The organism is Endozoicomonas sp. Z74 (assembly GCF_057680865.1).
Window position 1 is genome coordinate 1 of sequence record NZ_JBLYZI010000049.1, and the last position, 15,336, is coordinate 15,336.

Annotated in this window: 15 protein-coding genes; 8 read left to right on the forward strand and 7 right to left on the reverse strand. The window is 51.3% G+C overall.

The window, feature by feature from the left end:
- Nucleotides 1–96 precede the first annotated feature (96 nt).
- From ACNRUY_RS14655 to ACNRUY_RS14670, 4 genes are all read left to right on the forward strand, one after another.
- Nucleotides 97–288: a DUF2970 domain-containing protein gene (locus tag ACNRUY_RS14655; protein WP_488112385.1), complete on the forward strand. Its 192-nt coding sequence runs from the start codon at nucleotides 97–99 to the stop codon at nucleotides 286–288.
- A 352-nt stretch (nucleotides 289–640) separates the two neighbouring features.
- Nucleotides 641–2,296 (forward strand): nitrite/sulfite reductase, encoded by a 1,656-nt coding sequence (locus ACNRUY_RS14660; RefSeq protein ID WP_488112386.1) that lies wholly within the window; start codon nucleotides 641–643, stop codon nucleotides 2,294–2,296.
- Nucleotides 2,280–2,795 carry a DUF934 domain-containing protein gene (locus tag ACNRUY_RS14665; RefSeq protein ID WP_488112387.1) on the forward strand — a complete coding sequence of 172 codons (516 nt, stop codon included), beginning with the start codon at nucleotides 2,280–2,282 and terminating at the stop codon, nucleotides 2,793–2,795. The genes ACNRUY_RS14660 and ACNRUY_RS14665 overlap by 17 nt, the downstream gene beginning before the upstream one ends.
- A 297-nt stretch (nucleotides 2,796–3,092) precedes the next feature.
- Nucleotides 3,093–4,265, forward strand: a complete 1,173-nt coding sequence (locus ACNRUY_RS14670; protein WP_488112388.1) for a cation:proton antiporter domain-containing protein — start codon at nucleotides 3,093–3,095, stop codon at nucleotides 4,263–4,265.
- 70 nt (nucleotides 4,266–4,335) lie between these two features.
- On the opposite strand, the gene sohB is transcribed toward ACNRUY_RS14670, so the two are convergent.
- Nucleotides 4,336–5,385 (reverse strand): protease SohB, encoded by a 1,050-nt coding sequence (gene sohB, locus ACNRUY_RS14675; protein ID WP_488112389.1) that lies wholly within the window; start codon nucleotides 5,383–5,385, stop codon nucleotides 4,336–4,338.
- 426 nt (nucleotides 5,386–5,811) lie between these two features.
- On the opposite strand from sohB, the gene ACNRUY_RS14680 reads away from it, so the two are divergent.
- Nucleotides 5,812–6,126: an SCP2 sterol-binding domain-containing protein gene (locus tag ACNRUY_RS14680; protein WP_488112390.1), complete on the forward strand. Its 315-nt coding sequence runs from the start codon at nucleotides 5,812–5,814 to the stop codon at nucleotides 6,124–6,126.
- Between the two features lie 80 nt (nucleotides 6,127–6,206).
- Here the strand turns inward: ACNRUY_RS14680 and ACNRUY_RS14685 are convergent, their stop codons facing one another.
- From ACNRUY_RS14685 to ACNRUY_RS14695, 3 genes are all read right to left on the reverse strand, one after another.
- Complete coding sequence (locus tag ACNRUY_RS14685) at nucleotides 6,207–6,485, reverse strand: 4a-hydroxytetrahydrobiopterin dehydratase (protein WP_488112391.1); 279 nt, start codon at nucleotides 6,483–6,485, stop codon at nucleotides 6,207–6,209.
- Between the two features lie 262 nt (nucleotides 6,486–6,747).
- Nucleotides 6,748–7,149 (reverse strand): hypothetical protein, encoded by a 402-nt coding sequence (locus ACNRUY_RS14690; protein WP_488112392.1) that lies wholly within the window; start codon nucleotides 7,147–7,149, stop codon nucleotides 6,748–6,750.
- 337 nt (nucleotides 7,150–7,486) lie between these two features.
- Nucleotides 7,487–8,950, reverse strand: coding sequence for an aminoacyl-histidine dipeptidase (locus tag ACNRUY_RS14695; protein ID WP_488112393.1), 1,464 nt, complete (start codon nucleotides 8,948–8,950; stop codon nucleotides 7,487–7,489).
- A gap of 177 nt (nucleotides 8,951–9,127) precedes the next feature.
- Between ACNRUY_RS14695 and aat the strand changes: the two genes are divergently transcribed.
- The 3 genes from aat (at nucleotide 9,128) to infA (ending at nucleotide 10,894) form a co-directional block, all read left to right on the forward strand.
- Entirely contained in the window at nucleotides 9,128–9,847 is a 720-nt protein-coding gene (aat, locus tag ACNRUY_RS14700) for a leucyl/phenylalanyl-tRNA--protein transferase (protein WP_488112394.1), read from the forward strand.
- Nucleotides 9,844–10,551 (forward strand): arginyltransferase, encoded by a 708-nt coding sequence (locus ACNRUY_RS14705; protein ID WP_488112395.1) that lies wholly within the window; start codon nucleotides 9,844–9,846, stop codon nucleotides 10,549–10,551. Before aat ends, ACNRUY_RS14705 begins: the two co-directional genes overlap by 4 nt.
- 124 nt (nucleotides 10,552–10,675) lie before the next feature.
- Nucleotides 10,676–10,894, forward strand: coding sequence for a translation initiation factor IF-1 (infA, locus tag ACNRUY_RS14710; RefSeq protein ID WP_034842760.1), 219 nt, complete (start codon nucleotides 10,676–10,678; stop codon nucleotides 10,892–10,894).
- A 32-nt stretch (nucleotides 10,895–10,926) separates the two neighbouring features.
- On the opposite strand, the gene clpA is transcribed toward infA, so the two are convergent.
- The 3 genes from clpA to icd form a co-directional block, all read right to left on the reverse strand.
- The gene (gene clpA / locus ACNRUY_RS14715) at nucleotides 10,927–13,233 is read right to left on the reverse strand and encodes an ATP-dependent Clp protease ATP-binding subunit ClpA (RefSeq protein ID WP_488112396.1); all 2,307 of its coding nucleotides are present in this window, start codon (nucleotides 13,231–13,233) and stop codon (nucleotides 10,927–10,929) included.
- 20 nt (nucleotides 13,234–13,253) lie between these two features.
- Nucleotides 13,254–13,610: an ATP-dependent Clp protease adapter ClpS gene (clpS, locus tag ACNRUY_RS14720; protein ID WP_488112397.1), complete on the reverse strand. Its 357-nt coding sequence runs from the start codon at nucleotides 13,608–13,610 to the stop codon at nucleotides 13,254–13,256.
- Between the two features lie 359 nt (nucleotides 13,611–13,969).
- Nucleotides 13,970–15,226, reverse strand: coding sequence for an NADP-dependent isocitrate dehydrogenase (icd, locus tag ACNRUY_RS14725; protein WP_488112398.1), 1,257 nt, complete (start codon nucleotides 15,224–15,226; stop codon nucleotides 13,970–13,972).
- Nucleotides 15,227–15,336 lie beyond the last annotated feature (110 nt).

A 15,336-nucleotide genomic window follows, 5' to 3' on the forward strand; every position in this document is an offset into this window, starting at 1 on the left:
AAGAACGCCAATGGAAACTCTGATAGATGGCAAAGAGATCTGGAAGGAAAAATTTGTAGCCTGAATTTGACCTGACAGACACCCTCTGAAAAATCGGTGACTGTCAGATCAGGTCTGAACTACTACACCTTATCCGCAGCCTTCGGTGTCCAGAAGAAACAAAATCTTGAAAGGGATTTCACTCAGGGAAAACCAGCGCACTACATTATCGCCGGTGTTGTGGGAACGGTTCTGTTTGTGGCCATTCTGGTGATTATTGTGAGTTTGGTGACTCACTCCGCCCAATAGATACCTGCTTTCTTACTGGCTACTGACCCAGACGACGGCAGTCGCAACAACCAGCATAATCAGAGCGACGGCGGCAATGGCGTCCACCGTGCTGTCCTTCCATTTGTTGGCTTGTCCCATCCATCAACCTCCTCATCCTTACCTGTTTCTATTGAATCTGGTTTCATCTTGCCACGGGAATCAAGGTAGCGAAATCGCTGGAATACAGCAACCAGAGTCTTATATTTATTACTTTTCAATCTACTTTTATTAATAAATAGTAGTTTTACGTATAAGTAAAAGTCAGTATTCTGTCTTCCAGCTCAGGCTTCAGCGCCTGCTATACCGATGTGGCCAATCAGACGATGAATTCATGTACAGATACGATGAATACGACCAGCGGATTGTTGATGAACGAGTCCAGCAGTTCCGGGAGCAGACCCGGCGCCACCTTGCTGGCGAACTGAAAGAAGAAGAGTTTCTGCCACTGCGCCTCCAGAACGGGCTTTATGTTCAACGGTTCGCCCCCATGCTGCGGATCGCCATTCCCTACGGCATGCTGAGTACGGTGCAGATGAGAAAGCTGGCTCACATCGCCCGTTATTACGATAAAGGGTATGTTCATTTCACCACAAGGCAGAATGTCCAGCTGAACTGGCCCAGGCTGGAAGAAGTGCCTGATATTCTGGAAGAATTGGCCAGTGTGCAGATGCACGCCATTCAGACCAGCGGCAACTGTATTCGCAACACGACCACGGATCAGTTTGCCGGTGTTGCCCATGATGAAGTGATTGATCCCCGGCCCTGGTGTGAAATTATCCGTCAGTGGTCCACTTTTCACCCAGAGTTCGCGTTTCTTCCACGGAAGTTCAAAATTGCGGTCAGTTCTTCGGGCCAGGATCGGGCTGCTACCCGTGTGCATGATATTGGTGTGCATGCTTTTCTTGATCAGGAGAATGAAGTTCGATTCAACGTTCTTGTGGGGGGCGGACTTGGCCGGACACCGATGACTGGGTCTCTGATCAAGCGTTCCCTGGAGCCTGAACAGCTGCTGAACTATCTGGACGCTATTCTCAGAGTTTATAACCGCTATGGGCGGCGGGATAATAAATACAAGGCAAGGATCAAAATTCTGGTTAAGGCTCTCACCCCGGAAGTCTTTGCTGAAAAAGTAGAGACGGAGTGGCAGCTTATAAAAGGCGTCAGTGGCACTCTTCCCTCTGAAGAAATTGAAAGGGTCAGTGCTTTCTTCAGTCAGCCGGAGTATGAGAATCTGCCCGATCAGGATTATAACCATCTCTCTCTGTCCGGCCCGGCTGCCTTTCAGAGCTGGCTTAAACAAAACGTTACCCGGCACAAAGTGCCAGGATATGCCAGTGTTACTCTGACACTGAAAGCAACCGCCGATGCTCCGGGAGATGCCAGTGCTGAGCAGCTGGAAGCCATCGCCGACCTGGCGGACGACTACAGCCTGGGAGAACTTCGGGTCAGTCATGAACAGAACCTTATATTTGCAGATGTTCAACAACACCGCCTGTTGTCCCTCTGGCAGAAGCTGGATCAACTGAAGCTTGCCACTCCGAACCTTGGCCTGTTGACGGATATGATCTGCTGCCCCGGAGGTGATTTCTGCGCATTGGCCAATGCCCGTTCTATTCCTCTGGCTGAACAGATTCAAAGGTCTTTTGATAATCTGGACTACCTCCACGACATCGGAGAGCTGGACCTCAATATATCCGGCTGCATGAATGCCTGTGGCCACCACCATGTGGGGCATATTGGCATTCTGGGTGTGGATCGCAAAGGTGAGGAGTATTACCAGATTCAGGTGGGTGGAAATTCCGGGCACGACGCGTCCCTGGGTAAAATCATCGGCCCCTCATTCAAAATGGATGAAGTGCCCGAAGTCATTGGAAAAATACTCCAGACTTACATTGATCTTCGCAACCCTGATGAGCGCTTTATCGATACCTGCCGACGAGTGGGTGTGCAACCCTTTAAGGAGAAAGTCTATGCCAAGGCTGCTTAAGAACCGGGAAATGGTGGATGATGGCTTTCTTCTTCTGGATAAAGAAGCGCTCTCTCTTTATTTGGAAAAAAAAGCGCTCCCTGAAGGCAACCTTCTCCTGCCCGCTTCTGCATTCCAGCAGGCTGTAGAGGCAAATCGTCATCACAACGGTGTTGTTGGACTGTGGTTTGACTGTGACGATGAGCCAGAAAGCTGTGCGGAAGTACTTCATCAATTTGAAGTGATTGCCGTTCATTTTCCGATCTTTTCTGATGGCCGTGGCTTCTCTATCGCCCGCCTCCTCAAGGAGCGCTATCAATACCGGGGGGAAATCAGGGCGGTGGGTGATGTATTAGTGGATCAACTGTTTTATATGGCGAGATGCGGTTTCAACAGCTTCCTGCTCAGGGAAGATCAGAACCCTGCCTATGCCCTCAAGGCCCTGGATACTTTCAGCAGGACTTATCAGTCCGGGGCGGATTCCGGGGCGACAGTGCTTCGTTTTCGCCATGGCCTTTAAGTCTTCTGAAGGAATATGAGCTGAAAATGCAGCTCACCCGGACCCTGGAGATGTTCTGAGCGTTGGAACCAGGAAGTAAATATGGCCCCCTGACTGACGGGGGCTTTTCATTGAATACCACTCTCTCCATTACAACAAGTCATAAAGCTTGGTTATACTCTTTTCTGGTTGTGCTTTTTCTTTGAAAAGTCAGAATTATAACAACATGATTGCTGCGTTATTGGTTGCACTGTTCTGGAAGCGGATGGTGAGGCCGGTAAAGTAGAGTATTAATGGTCATCAAAACGAGCCTGTTCAATGGAAAGTGGTTCCCTGCTCTTCTCTTTTTTTCTGATTTTCAGTGGCGCTGCGGTCCTGGCAACGGGGGCTCTGTTCACCCGCCAGCCCTTGCTGGTTGCCTATATTCTGCTGGGGGCTCTGTTTGGTCCCTATGGCCTGGAAATGGTCAATGACACCAAGCTGCTCAATGATATCTCCCATGCGGGCATTATCTTTCTGCTTTTTCTGTTGGGGCTGGATATGCAGCCGGGCCATCTGGGCAATTTGTTGAAAAAAACCGCCACCGTCGGATTGCTCAGTTCATTCCTTTTTTCTCTGGCGGGATACGGGATGGGGCTGGCTTTTGGTTTCAATCAACAGGAGGCCATTATTACCGGTGCCACCCTGATGTTTTCCAGCACCATTATTGGCATCAAGCTCCTGCCGACCACTGTTTTGCATCACAAGCATACCGGAGAACTGCTGGTCAGCCTGCTGTTGCTTCAGGATCTTTTTGCCATTCTTGCCCTCCTGCTGCTCTACAATTTTGAGCCCTCCCACACCCGCAGTTACAGTGATCTGATAATGGCTCTGATGGCATTGCCATTGATGATTATCACCGCCATCCTGACGGTTAAATACATCCTGCTGCCATTGATGGCACGGTTTGACCGGTTTCATGAATACCTTTTTCTGCTGGCTCTGGGCTGGTGCCTGGGCTTTGCCGAACTGGCTTATAGCATGAACCTCTCTTATGAAATCGGGGCTTTTATTGCAGGAATCAGTATTGCCACCAGCCCTATTTCCCAATACATCGCCATCAACCTCAAGCCTCTGAGAGACTTTTTCCTGGTGCTGTTTTTCTTCTCTATTGGTGCCAGCTTCAACCTGGATCTGCTGACAAGTGTGCTGGTACCTGCCCTGGTGATGACAGGGGTAGTGATCGTTTTGAAACCGATTGTTTTCGGTCTGTTACTCCGGGGGGTCAGTGAAAGCCGATCCACGGCCTGGGAAGTTGGATTTCGCCTGGGCCAGACCAGTGAGTTTTCAATCTTGATTGCCGCCCTGGCCAGCAGTCAGTATCTGATCGGAGAAATCGCCTCTCATGTCATTCAGGCAACGGCCATCATGACTTTGATTGTTTCGTCCTACATCGTGGTGTTTCGGTTTGAGTCGCCCATTGCGATTTCTGAGCGACTGAGGAGAGACTGATTGGGTGTGCGGGAGTGATGCTCTCTTGAAGAAAGGACTCCCGCCCAATGGGTTGAGAACTTAACTGTTCTCAGGAAAAAAAGCGGCTGGTGTTCAAGCGCTCCCACCACTTCATCAAGGTGTTGTCCAGGGCGGATTCCGCAGCCAGCCCCAGTTTGTCAGCCACTCCTTTTTTCATGACATACTGTACCTGAACCAAGTCTGATTCCTCCACCTTCCGGTAAATATACTCATCACTGGTGCTGATTTCATCAATGAGTTTCAGTTCCAGTGCCTTCTGGCCATACCAGATTTCACCGGTTGAAACCTGGTCAATATCCAGGTAGTCCCGTTCGGCTTTAACAAACTCTTTGAACAGTTCGTGGGTGTCTTCCATGTCCTGTTTGAACTTCTGGCGGCCCTTCTCTGTGTTTTCTCCCAAAACGGTCAAGGTTCGTTTGTACTCTCCGGCAGTGTGCAGCTCAATATCAATTTCGTGCTTCTTCAACAGCCGGTTAACATTGGGCAACTGCGCCATAACACCAATGGAGCCCAGCACCGCAAAGGGGGCAGCAATAATATGATCCGCAGTGCAGGCCATCATGTATCCGCCGCTGGCGGCGACTTTATCCACGGTAACCGTTAACCGGATACCTTTATCCCGGATGCGCTTCAGTTGGGATGAGGCCAGGCCGTAAGAATGGACAAGCCCACCGCCACTCTCCAGGCGCACCACAACTTCGTCTTTTTCCGGTTCCGCCATGGACAGTACTGCGGTGATCTCTTCTCGCAGTGAGCGGGTTGCCGAAGCTTTGATATCCCCATGGAAATCCATGATGTAGACCCGGGGCTTGCGCTCCTGCTCCGTCTCTTTTGATTTGCTGGCTTTTTTTTCCTGTTTGGCCTTGTCCTTATCGGCCTTGGCCAGCTTCTTGAGCTGGGCTTTGTCCAGCAGCGCATGTTTCAACTCATCCTTGAGCTGCTGGTAATGCTCATTCAGGCGGGTGATCTCCAAGTGCCCCTTGTGCATCTTCTTGGCTTTGTGGCCTATGGCGGTGATCAGTGCTACCAGGACAACCAGGCTACCCACCAGGGTCACTGTCTTGGCCAGAAAGAGAAAGAAATCAGCAAAGTACTCCAATGGAACCTCCGGAGGATTTTCAGGGCAGACAGAGCACCGTTCCTCTAAGCCCTGCCTGTAAATTGTATTTGTCAGTGAACGCAGCCCTATAGAATAACCGATTTGTGTCTTTATTGGAGGATGGATAACGGCAAGACGTGAGTAAATTGCATTCAAACAGTTGTATGAATTGATTGACAGTTGCGGTCAATACTCATAATCTGCACTCCAGTCCCCTGGCAGCCTGTCGGACTTATGCTTTCGAGCATAAAATTCAGTAGAGCGAGTCAAATCTTTCGATGGATTCGTGCGAATAGTGGACCTATTTAATCGAATTCATCGAAAGATTTGGCCGTTCTTTCTGGATTTTAGGCCGAAATTGTCGTAAGTCTGACAGGCTGCTAGAGACGCATTCGTTTTGCTAACGACAACAACAGGATAGAAAGAATGGCAACCGTTGCAGAAATCATTGATTCCATGAAAAGCCGATTCAACGCCGATGCAGCTGCCGGTCTGGATGAGGTGTTCCAGTTTGATATTGAGGATGGAGAGACTTACCACCTTGTCATCAAAGATGGCGCTTTTGACATTGTTGAAGGAGCACACGATGACCCCAGTGTGACCCTGATTATGGACAGTGACACCATGGTTGGCGTGATGTCCGGGGAGATGGACGGAATGCAGGCCTTTATGATGGGGAAACTTCGCGCTGAAGGCAATATGATGCTGGCCACCAAACTCAGTGAGCTGTTCCCGAATTAAGGGGCAACTCTCCCCTTTGACTCTGGCGACTGGTTGCGACCAGTCGCTTATTTCCACTTCCGGTTCTTTGCGAGGCTATGTCAACCCACTGGTTGATTTACCAGCTCATACAGCGAGTCGCACTGTTTTGCCATAAACCGGTCTTTGTCCAGCACACCGCTGCCCTCTTCTGATTGATGGGTTCCCCAGGCAACGGTCACTTTACCCCACTCAATCACCATTCTTGGATGATGTACATGGGTTTCCGCCAACCCGGCCACCGCGTTGCAGAAAGCCAGCGCCCTTGAGTATTTTTTGAAAGCAAAGGACTTTTCAATATGCTCGATCTGATCGTACTGGCACTGACTCCATTCGTTCACGGCACTTCTCCCGTCGGTATTTACAGGGTATTAGTGCTTTCAGTCTAATCAAATTTGTGCAGAAAAACAGCCGCTCATCGTCTGGATTGAGTGCAAGGGCTGGAATATGGAAAAAGTGATCGGAGCAGGAGAAAGGAGAGGCAAAGGCCATACAGTAATAAATCAGGAGAGCGATCAGGCAGTCACCCAATGCATGGGTTTGGGCAACCGCCGACGTCTACTGACTGCACAGCCAGAAGCTATTGGAGTAACCAGTAGCCGGTTACTTCTTGGTCTCTTCGGCTTCGGCCTCTTTTTCTTCCGCTTTGAGCTGTTCAAGCTCCTGGTTGGCAGTGTTCAGCTGTTGGGTCAGCTGCTTCTGCTTGCTCTTGAGGCCGGTGTTCTCTCCGGTCAGGGCGCGATTCTGTTCCTGAAGACGCTTGATCTGCTTTTTCATGCGGTCAGGGTTGCTGGCCCGCAGAGTCTTCAGTTCATTTTCCATGTTTTTCAGCTGTGAACCGGCTTTCTCGGCTTTCTGTTCTGCCGTCTCCAGTCGGGACTTCAGTTGGCTGACTTCCTTGTTGTGTTGCTCTGTAATTTCAATGAGAGCCGCCAGGCGCTGCTGTTCAACGATTTCCATTTCGTTGTTGGTATCAAAGCTGCCGCCCATGCTCAGGGTACCCATAGATGCGATTACCTCCGGGGAGTGTTATTGGATAAAGTTGGGGAAATGGCTTCCACCAGCGCTAACGATCCGCACTGGAGTGATGGAAAAATTAAGAAGAGTTGAATTGTTCTTCATTAAACCGGCTGGTGAAAAGCAGACTGTCAGTAGACTAGGACGCGAATTCTATTACATAACGACGGATAAGGAAAGGGTTAAGGGCAAAAAATCATCATTTAAAGGCCGGTTATTGAAAAAAAACATCCCTGAAGAGGTCTGTGCTCTGTTCACAAGAAAAGGAGGCTAACCTGTGCAGCCCCCTTTTACCTTGCCTGACAACCGCTATTCAGTCGTCAGCTCAAGCATATTTCTCGGGTGCGTGGCCAAGGATATGCTGAAGGTAGTTCCAGAAATTACCCACTGCTTCGATATGCACTTTTTCATCAGGAGAGTGAGGGAAACGGATAGTGGGCCCAAAAGAGATCATATCCCAGCGGGGATAGGCACTGCCCAGCAGACCGCACTCCAGGCCCGCATGAATGACTTTGATCTCCGGTTCACTGCCGAATACCTGCAGGTGGCTGGCCACCATGGTGTTCAGAATGGTGGATTCCATATTGGGCTTCCAGCCCGGGTAGGCCCCCTGTTTGGTTACCTGGGCTCCCAGCAGAGAGTAAAGTCCGGCAATGGCTTCGGCATGATCTTCCCGGGCACTGTCCACGAGGCTTCTGACCATGTTGTAAACCTGGATCTCCCCTTCAGCCATACGAACAACCGCCAGGTTATTGGAGGTTTCAACCACTCCTTTCACGCTGGTGCTCATCCGGGCAACACCGCAGGGAGCGGCATGAATGGCATTGAGCCATTGCTGTTGAAGTGCCGCAGGCATGACTTGCTGAACAGGTTGTTTCAGGGCTGAAAGACTCAGAGCCAGGTCGGGCTCCACTTCCGACAGCTCTGTCTGAAATTGCTGTTGATGCTCATCGATGATGCAACTGACGCTGTCCTCTGCTCCTGCTGGTACCGCCAGTTCAGCGAAAGCTTCCCGGGGAATGGCGTTGCGAAGAGTGCCTCCTTTCAGGCTGGCAAGACGAACCCCTTCCTGTTCAAGGGCTTTCAACAGTCGTGCCATCAGTTTGTTGGCATTACCCAGCTGGCGGTTGATGTCCTGTCCTGAGTGTCCCCCCTTAAGGCCTGTCAGGGCCACCTTAAAGAAGGAGAAGCCTTCACCGATCGCTTCTGGCTGATAGGTATGCTCTACCACCACATCCATGCCACCGGCACAACCCACGCATAGCTCCCCTTCCCGTTCGGAGTCCAGGTTCAGGAGAATGCGCCCTTCCAGCAGTCCGGGTTTCAACCCCTTGGCACCGGTCATGCCACTCTCTTCATCGATGGTCAGCAACACTTCCAGAGGGCCGTGGGGAATATCGGTGGCTTCAAGAACCGCCATGGCAGCCGCAACCCCGATACCATTGTCAGCCCCAAGGGTGGTTCCCTGGGCGGTGACCCACTCACCGTCGATCATGGGGCGTATTTTATCGGTGGTAAAATCGTGTTCCGTATCGGCATTTTTCTGGGGCACCATATCCAGATGCGCCTGGAGGATAATGCCTTCCCGGTCTTCCATCCCGGGGGTGGCTGGTTTACGGATAATCAGGTTTCCAGCCCCGTCCACCTGTGCTGCAAGCCCGAGGTCATCGGCAAATTGCTTGATAAACTGGCAAACAGCGGTTTCGTGCCTGGATGGCCTTGGGATGTCGCAGAGACTCTGGAAGTGCTGCCAGAGGGCTGCGGGTTTTAGGTCCAGTAACAGTGACACTGACTTCTCCTGCCTGTCATTGATAATATTCAAATCAGGACGATAGCCATTTGAGGGTAGTAAGCCAATTGGATAAACCACGTATTTGCCACCACACCCTGAAAGCGACCGAAATGGCCAAGGTAGCCCGGTTTATAAAGGTGTCTTTGTTTATATCAGGAAGGTAATCAACCGCCCATGGAAAAGATCATTACCCTGCTGGAAGACTCTGCCGTTGAGTTTCCCTGTACAGAACAGGCCCTGGAGCAACCCAATGGTCTGTTGGCCGTGGGCGGAAATCTGGAGGTGAACACATTGCTGAAGGCCTATCGGCGGGGTATTTTTCCCTGGTTCAATGAGGGTGATCCTGTTTTATGGTGGAGCCCTTCTCCGCGAATGGTGTTTCGTCCTGGAGAGCTTCATCTGTCCAGGTCGTTGAAAAAGTTATTACGTAAACAGCACTACCGGGTCACCCTTGACCATGATTTTTCCGGCGTTATCCGCTCTTGTGCCGAGCTTCGCCAGGATGCAGAAGGGACCTGGATAACCGGTGATATGCTGGATGCTTACCAGTCCATGCACGCTGCGGGGCATGCCCATTCCGTTGAGGTCTGGAGCCCGGAGGGTTTGGTCGGCGGCCTGTATGGCATTGCCATTGGGCAGGTGTTTTTTGGTGAGTCCATGTTCAGCCGGGAAAGTAATACCTCTAAAATTGCCATGACAGCACTTTCACGGCAGCTGGCTGACTGGGATTTTAAGCTCTGTGACTGCCAGGTATACAGTGCACACCTTGAGTCTCTGGGGGCCTGGCTGATGCCGAGGGAGGAGTTTATGGAATGCCTTGATCGCTATTGCCCGAACCCGCCATCCGGTGCACACTGGAAACAGGAATGGCAATGGAATGACCAGTCACCATGAGTCTGCATAAAGACCTGAAATTTTATGCCACGCAACCCCACGAGTGCAGCTACTTGCCGGAAGAACAGGCAACGACCCTGTTCATGGATCCGGATGTAGCCCTGAACCAGGTCGTCTACAGCGATCTTGCAGAACTCGGTTTTCGTCGCAGTGGCCGTCATATTTACCGTCCCCACTGCAGCCATTGTCGGGCCTGCATACCGGCACGGGTGCCAGTGAAGGCATTTGTCATGCGCCGCTCACAGCGAAGGGCGTGGAACCGCAACTCGGATCTGCAGGTCACTCGAAGCCGTGCTGCCTATACCGATGAGTACTACCGGCTCTATGAGCGATACATCAACCAGTGTCACCCTGACGGTGATATGTATCCCGCATCCATTGAGCAGTTTTCTGTCTTTCTGGTGGAAAGCCCCGAATTTACTCACTTTTATGAATTTCGTCTTGAGAATCGTCTGCTGGCGGTCTCGGTAGTGGACTCTCTTCAGAGTGGCTTGTCGGCTATTTATACGTTTTATGATCCGGATCACAGCCGCAGAAGTCTCGGGCGGTATTGTATCCTCTGGCTGATCCATGAGGCCCGGCGTCTTGGGGGGGAGTTTTTACACCTGGGTTACTGGATACGTAATTGTCGTAAGATGAATTACAAAATCGAATATCGCCCCGTAGAGTTGTACATTAACCAGCGCTGGACCCGCCTGCAATAAGCCAGGTTAAGCACCGGTACTTTTTGCACTGGCCGTCGTTGCTCTTTGCTTTACGATGGGTTTTCAGGCAGAATGCCCTGCGAATTTAAATCCGGCCTTACTAACCTTCTGAAGGTGTTATTGAATGGCAAAAGAAGAAAGTCTTGAAATGGAAGGGGTAGTTATTGATACCCTGCCCAATACCATGTTTCGTGTGGAGCTGGAAAACGGCCACGTTGTGACCGCTCATATTTCCGGCAAGATGCGTAAGAACTACATCCGCATCCTCACCGGTGACAAGGTCAAGGTAGAACTGACTCCCTATGATCTGACCAAGGGTCGCATCACCTACCGTTCCCGTTGAGAGGGGCTTAGCGCCCCTGCTCTTCCCTTTCCCTAGCCTGCCTCACCGTCCACTGCTTCCAGATCGGAAGTGCGGCTTCTGGCTGCCTCGAACTTCAGGTGGAGCTCACCCTTTCTGACGGTAACTTTAACCGTACCGCCATTTTCGGCCAGCTTCCCGAACAGAATTTGCTCCGCCATGGGCTTCTTCAGGTGTTCCTGAATCACTCTGCCCATGGGCCGGGCACCCATTTGCCGGTCAAACCCTTTCTCAGACAGCCAGGCCCTGGCCTTGTCATCCACATCCACCTGAACCCGCTTTTCATCCAGTTGAGCCTGCATTTCTGTCAGGAACTTGTCCACGACGTGCTTGATGATTTCATCATTCAATGCCGCAAATGGGATGATGGCATCCAGCCGGTTACGGAACTCGGGAGTAAAGGTTTTCTTGATGGCTTCGGTGCCATCGGTGGTGTGATCCTGCTCAAGGAAACCGATAGAGCTTCGGGTCATGGTTTCCGCACCGGCATTGGTGGTCATGATCAGTATCACATTGCGGAAGTCCGCCTTACGACCATTGTTGTCGGTGAGAGTACCGTGATCCATCACCTGCAGCAGCAGGTTGAATACATCGGAATGCCCTTTTTCAATTTCATCGAGCAGAAGGACGCAGTGAGGTGTCTTATTGATCGCCTCAGTCAGCAGACCACCCTGGTCAAAGCCCACATAACCGGGAGGTGCACCAATCAGGCGGGAAACCGTATGGGCTTCCATGTACTCCGACATGTCAAATCGAACCAGCTCAATACCCAGGGCTTTGGCCAGCTGCCGACACACTTCGGTTTTACCCACACCGGTAGGGCCGGAGAAGAGGAAGGAACCCACCGGTTTTTCCGGTGCTTTCAAGCCCGCTCTGGAGAGTTTAATGGCCGTTGACAGTGAACTGATGGCTTCGTTCTGGCCGAACACCACCATTTTCAGGTTACGTTCCAGCTTGCCAAGCAACTCTTTATCAGAAGAGGAAACGGATTTGGGTGGAATCCGGGCAATCTTGGCCACGATGCTTTCCACATCGTCCACCTCGATGGTTTTCTTGCGCTCTTCTTCCGGCTGCAGCCGTTGATAAGCACCGGCTTCATCAATAACGTCAATGGCCTTGTCAGGCATGTGCCGGTCATTAATGTAGCGGTCTGCCAGTTCTGCAGCGGCTTTCAGGGCATCATCCTGGTACTCGATGTCATGATGCTCTTCAAATTTCTTTTTCAGACCTTTGAGGATTTCATAAGTATCCTCAATATTGGGTTCAATAACGTCCACTTTCTGGAAGCGTCGCGCCAGAGCCCGGTCTTTCTCAAAAATGCCCCTGAACTCCTGGAAAGTGGTTGAGCCAATGCAGCGCAGCTCTCCGGAAGTCAACATCGGCTTAAGCAGGTTGGAGGCATCCATCACCCCACCGGAAGCAGCACCCGCCCCGATGATGGTATGAATTTCATCGATAAACAGAATCGCGTGATCCAGTTTTTTAAGTTCGCTCAGTAACTTCTTGAAACGCTTCTCAAAATCGCCACGGTACTTGGTGCCAGCCAGGAGTGAACCCAGGTCCAGGGAGTACACGACAGCCTTGGACAACACTTCGGGAACATCGCCATCGACAATGCGACGCGCAAGGCCTTCAGCAATGGCTGTTTTTCCGACACCCGCCTCCCCCACCAGAAGCGGGTTGTTTTTACGACGACGGGTCAGTATCTGGCAAACTCTTTCCACTTCTTCAGCTCGACCAACCAGAGGGTCTATACGGCCGAGGCGAGCCTGGTCATTGAGATCGGTGGCATAAAGCTTCAGAGGGTTTTTACTGGCACTGCCTGAAGGCTCCGGCTCCATATCATCCGCCAGATCATGCCCCAGCTCCTCCAGCTCATGGCCCGGAGTCTTGGCTATGCCATGGGCGATGTAGTTAACCACATCAATCCTGGCCACATCCTGCTGTTTCAGGAAGTACACTGCCTGACTTTCCTGTTCGCTGAAGATGGCCACCAGTACATTGGCGCCGGTGACTTCTTTTTTACCGGAACTCTGTACATGGAACACCGCCCGTTGCAGCACCCGCTGGAAGCCCAGTGTTGGCTGGGTCTCGCGGTCACCGTCATGGTCAGGAATAAGCGGGGTGGTGGAACTGACAAACTCGGTAAGATCTCTGCGCAACTTATCGAGATCAATACCGCAGGCGACCAGAACTCTGGACGCGGATTCATTATCCAGCAGAGCCAGCAGCAGATGCTCAACTGTCATGAATTCATGACGGTTGGTCCGTGCATCCCTGAAAGCGCTGTTAAGTGTTAATTCGAGGTCTTTGTTGAGCATATGGTGTAACCCTGAAAACGCTAATCGGCCTTTTCTGTCTTGCACAACAGGGGATGTTGGTTTTCTCTGGAATATTCGTTAACTTGCTGAGCCTTGGTCTCGGCGACATCCCTGCTGTAGACACCACATATTGCTTTTCCCTGCGTGTGCACTGTCAGCATAATCTGGGTCGCCTGATCCTCTGGCATACTGAAAAACTTCTCCAGGACCTCAACAACAAAATCCATTGGTGTAAAATCATCATTCAGGAGCAAGACCTGATACATTGAGGGGGGAGCAAGGCGGGTTTTTTCTGGAATAACGGCAATTTCCAGATCGCCTTCCTGTTCCTGTCCCTCTCCTTCCAAGCTTAGACGAAACAGTTCGAGATTACTCATGGTTATGTGACTGCAAATCTGCGGTGTCTCACTCTGTAATTGATCATTTATGCCTGTATTCAGGCGCTAAAAGCATCTGTACCGCCAATCACAAAAAATCTGAACACTGTTAATCAGTCGGCACGAAGACAGGACTTTTGACGGTTAAATTCAATTCGGTCAGATTCAGTGAGTATTGGCAAAACTTTTGGCTGCCAGAGTTCATTCTAAACAGGCATTGGCTGGAAATACAATCGACACCAGAAATCGGCGTAAAAAAAGACAGGGTTCGCTCATTGAAAAAAGAGAGCCGGAGTGAAGGGCCCGGCTCTCCTGCCCATAAAGGCGGGTTATCAGTAAGGCTGTATTTTTCGACAGACTTACATGTGCTTGATGATCTCGTCCGCAAACTCAGAGCACTTCACCAGAGTCGCTCCTTCCATCAGACGCTCAAAATCATAGGTAACGGTTTTGGCACCGATGGCACCGTCCATACCCTTGATAATAAGGTCGGCCGCATCATTCCAGCTCAGGTGGCGCAGCATCATTTCTGCAGAGAGGATGACGGAACCCGGATTGACTTTATCCTGGCCAGCGTATTTTGGCGCAGTCCCGTGGGTCGCCTCAAAAACAGCAGTAGGAGCACCAATGTTGGCGCCGGGCGCAATACCGATACCACCCACCTGTGCTGCCAGGGCATCAGAAATATAGTCGCCGTTCAGGTTCAGGGTGGCGATGACGTCATACTCTGCAGGACGCAGGAGAATCTGCTGCAGGAAGGCGTCAGCGATGACATCCTTGATAACGATGTCTTCACCGGTATTGGGGTTCTTGACGGTGTGCCAGGGACCACCATCCAGGGGCACGCCACCGAAGGATTCAACGGCGGTCTGGTAACCCCAGTCCTTGAAGGAGCCTTCGGTAAATTTCATGATGTTACCCTTGTGGACCAGGGTAACGGACTTGCGGTTATTATCAATGGCGAACTGAATGGCTTTTTTCACCAGACGTTCAGTGCCTTCTTTGGACACTGGCTTGACGCCAATACCGCACTCGTTTTCAAAACGGATTTTGGTGACACCCATTTCGTCCCGCAGGAAGCGGATCAGTTTGTCTGCTTCAGCACTGCCCGCCTGCCACTCAATCCCGGCGTAGATGTCTTCAGAATTTTCACGGAAAATGACCATGTCGGTTTTGTGCGGTTCCTTCACCGGGCTTGGAACCCCTTTAAACCAGCGTACAGGGCGGATGCAGGCAAAGAGATCAAGTTCCTGGCGCAGGGCCACATTCAAAGAGCGGATGCCGCCGCCAACCGGGGTAGTCAATGGTCCTTTGATGCTGACCACGTATTCCTGCAGGGCCTCCAGGGTTTCGGCAGGCAGCCAGGTGTCTTCGTCATAGACGCGGGTGGCTTTTTCGCCACAGAATACTTCCATCCATTCGATCTTTCTCCTGCCGCCATAGGCCTTTTCAACGGCCGCATCCACTACCTTCAGCATGGCAGGGGATACGTCTTCGCCAATGCCGTCGCCTTCAATGTAGGGAATGACAGGGGTATCGGGAACATTCAGGGAGAGGTCCTCATTGACAGTGATTTTGTCACCGCTGGCAGGCACCTTGATCTTTTGGTATCCCATTATCAACTCCGTTCTCTATTTGTGGCAAATAGCCGTCGGTCTTGCCAGATGAAACCGGGTTCAATGCTTCTTATTCTGAACCTGCAGTGCTGTTTCAACCGGCAAACAGC

Excerpts from the sequence above, each read along its gene's own strand:
- ACNRUY_RS14660 (WP_488112386.1), top strand. The coding sequence starts at position 641 with ATGTACAGATACGATGAATACGACCAGCGGATTGTTGATGAACGAGTC.
- ACNRUY_RS14665 (WP_488112387.1), top strand. The coding sequence starts at position 2,280 with ATGCCAAGGCTGCTTAAGAACCGGGAAATGGTGGATGATGGCTTTCTT.
- ACNRUY_RS14670 (WP_488112388.1), top strand. The coding sequence starts at position 3,093 with ATGGAAAGTGGTTCCCTGCTCTTCTCTTTTTTTCTGATTTTCAGTGGC.
- ACNRUY_RS14680 (WP_488112390.1), top strand. The coding sequence starts at position 5,812 with ATGGCAACCGTTGCAGAAATCATTGATTCCATGAAAAGCCGATTCAAC.
- ACNRUY_RS14690 (WP_488112392.1), bottom strand. The coding sequence starts at position 7,149 with ATGGGTACCCTGAGCATGGGCGGCAGCTTTGATACCAACAACGAAATG.
- aat (WP_488112394.1), top strand. The coding sequence starts at position 9,128 with ATGGAAAAGATCATTACCCTGCTGGAAGACTCTGCCGTTGAGTTTCCC.
- ACNRUY_RS14705 (WP_488112395.1), top strand. The coding sequence starts at position 9,844 with ATGAGTCTGCATAAAGACCTGAAATTTTATGCCACGCAACCCCACGAG.
- infA (WP_034842760.1), top strand. The coding sequence starts at position 10,676 with ATGGCAAAAGAAGAAAGTCTTGAAATGGAAGGGGTAGTTATTGATACC.
- clpA (WP_488112396.1), bottom strand. The coding sequence starts at position 13,233 with ATGCTCAACAAAGACCTCGAATTAACACTTAACAGCGCTTTCAGGGAT.
- clpS (WP_488112397.1), bottom strand. The coding sequence starts at position 13,610 with ATGAGTAATCTCGAACTGTTTCGTCTAAGCTTGGAAGGAGAGGGACAG.
- icd (WP_488112398.1), bottom strand. The coding sequence starts at position 15,226 with ATGGGATACCAAAAGATCAAGGTGCCTGCCAGCGGTGACAAAATCACT.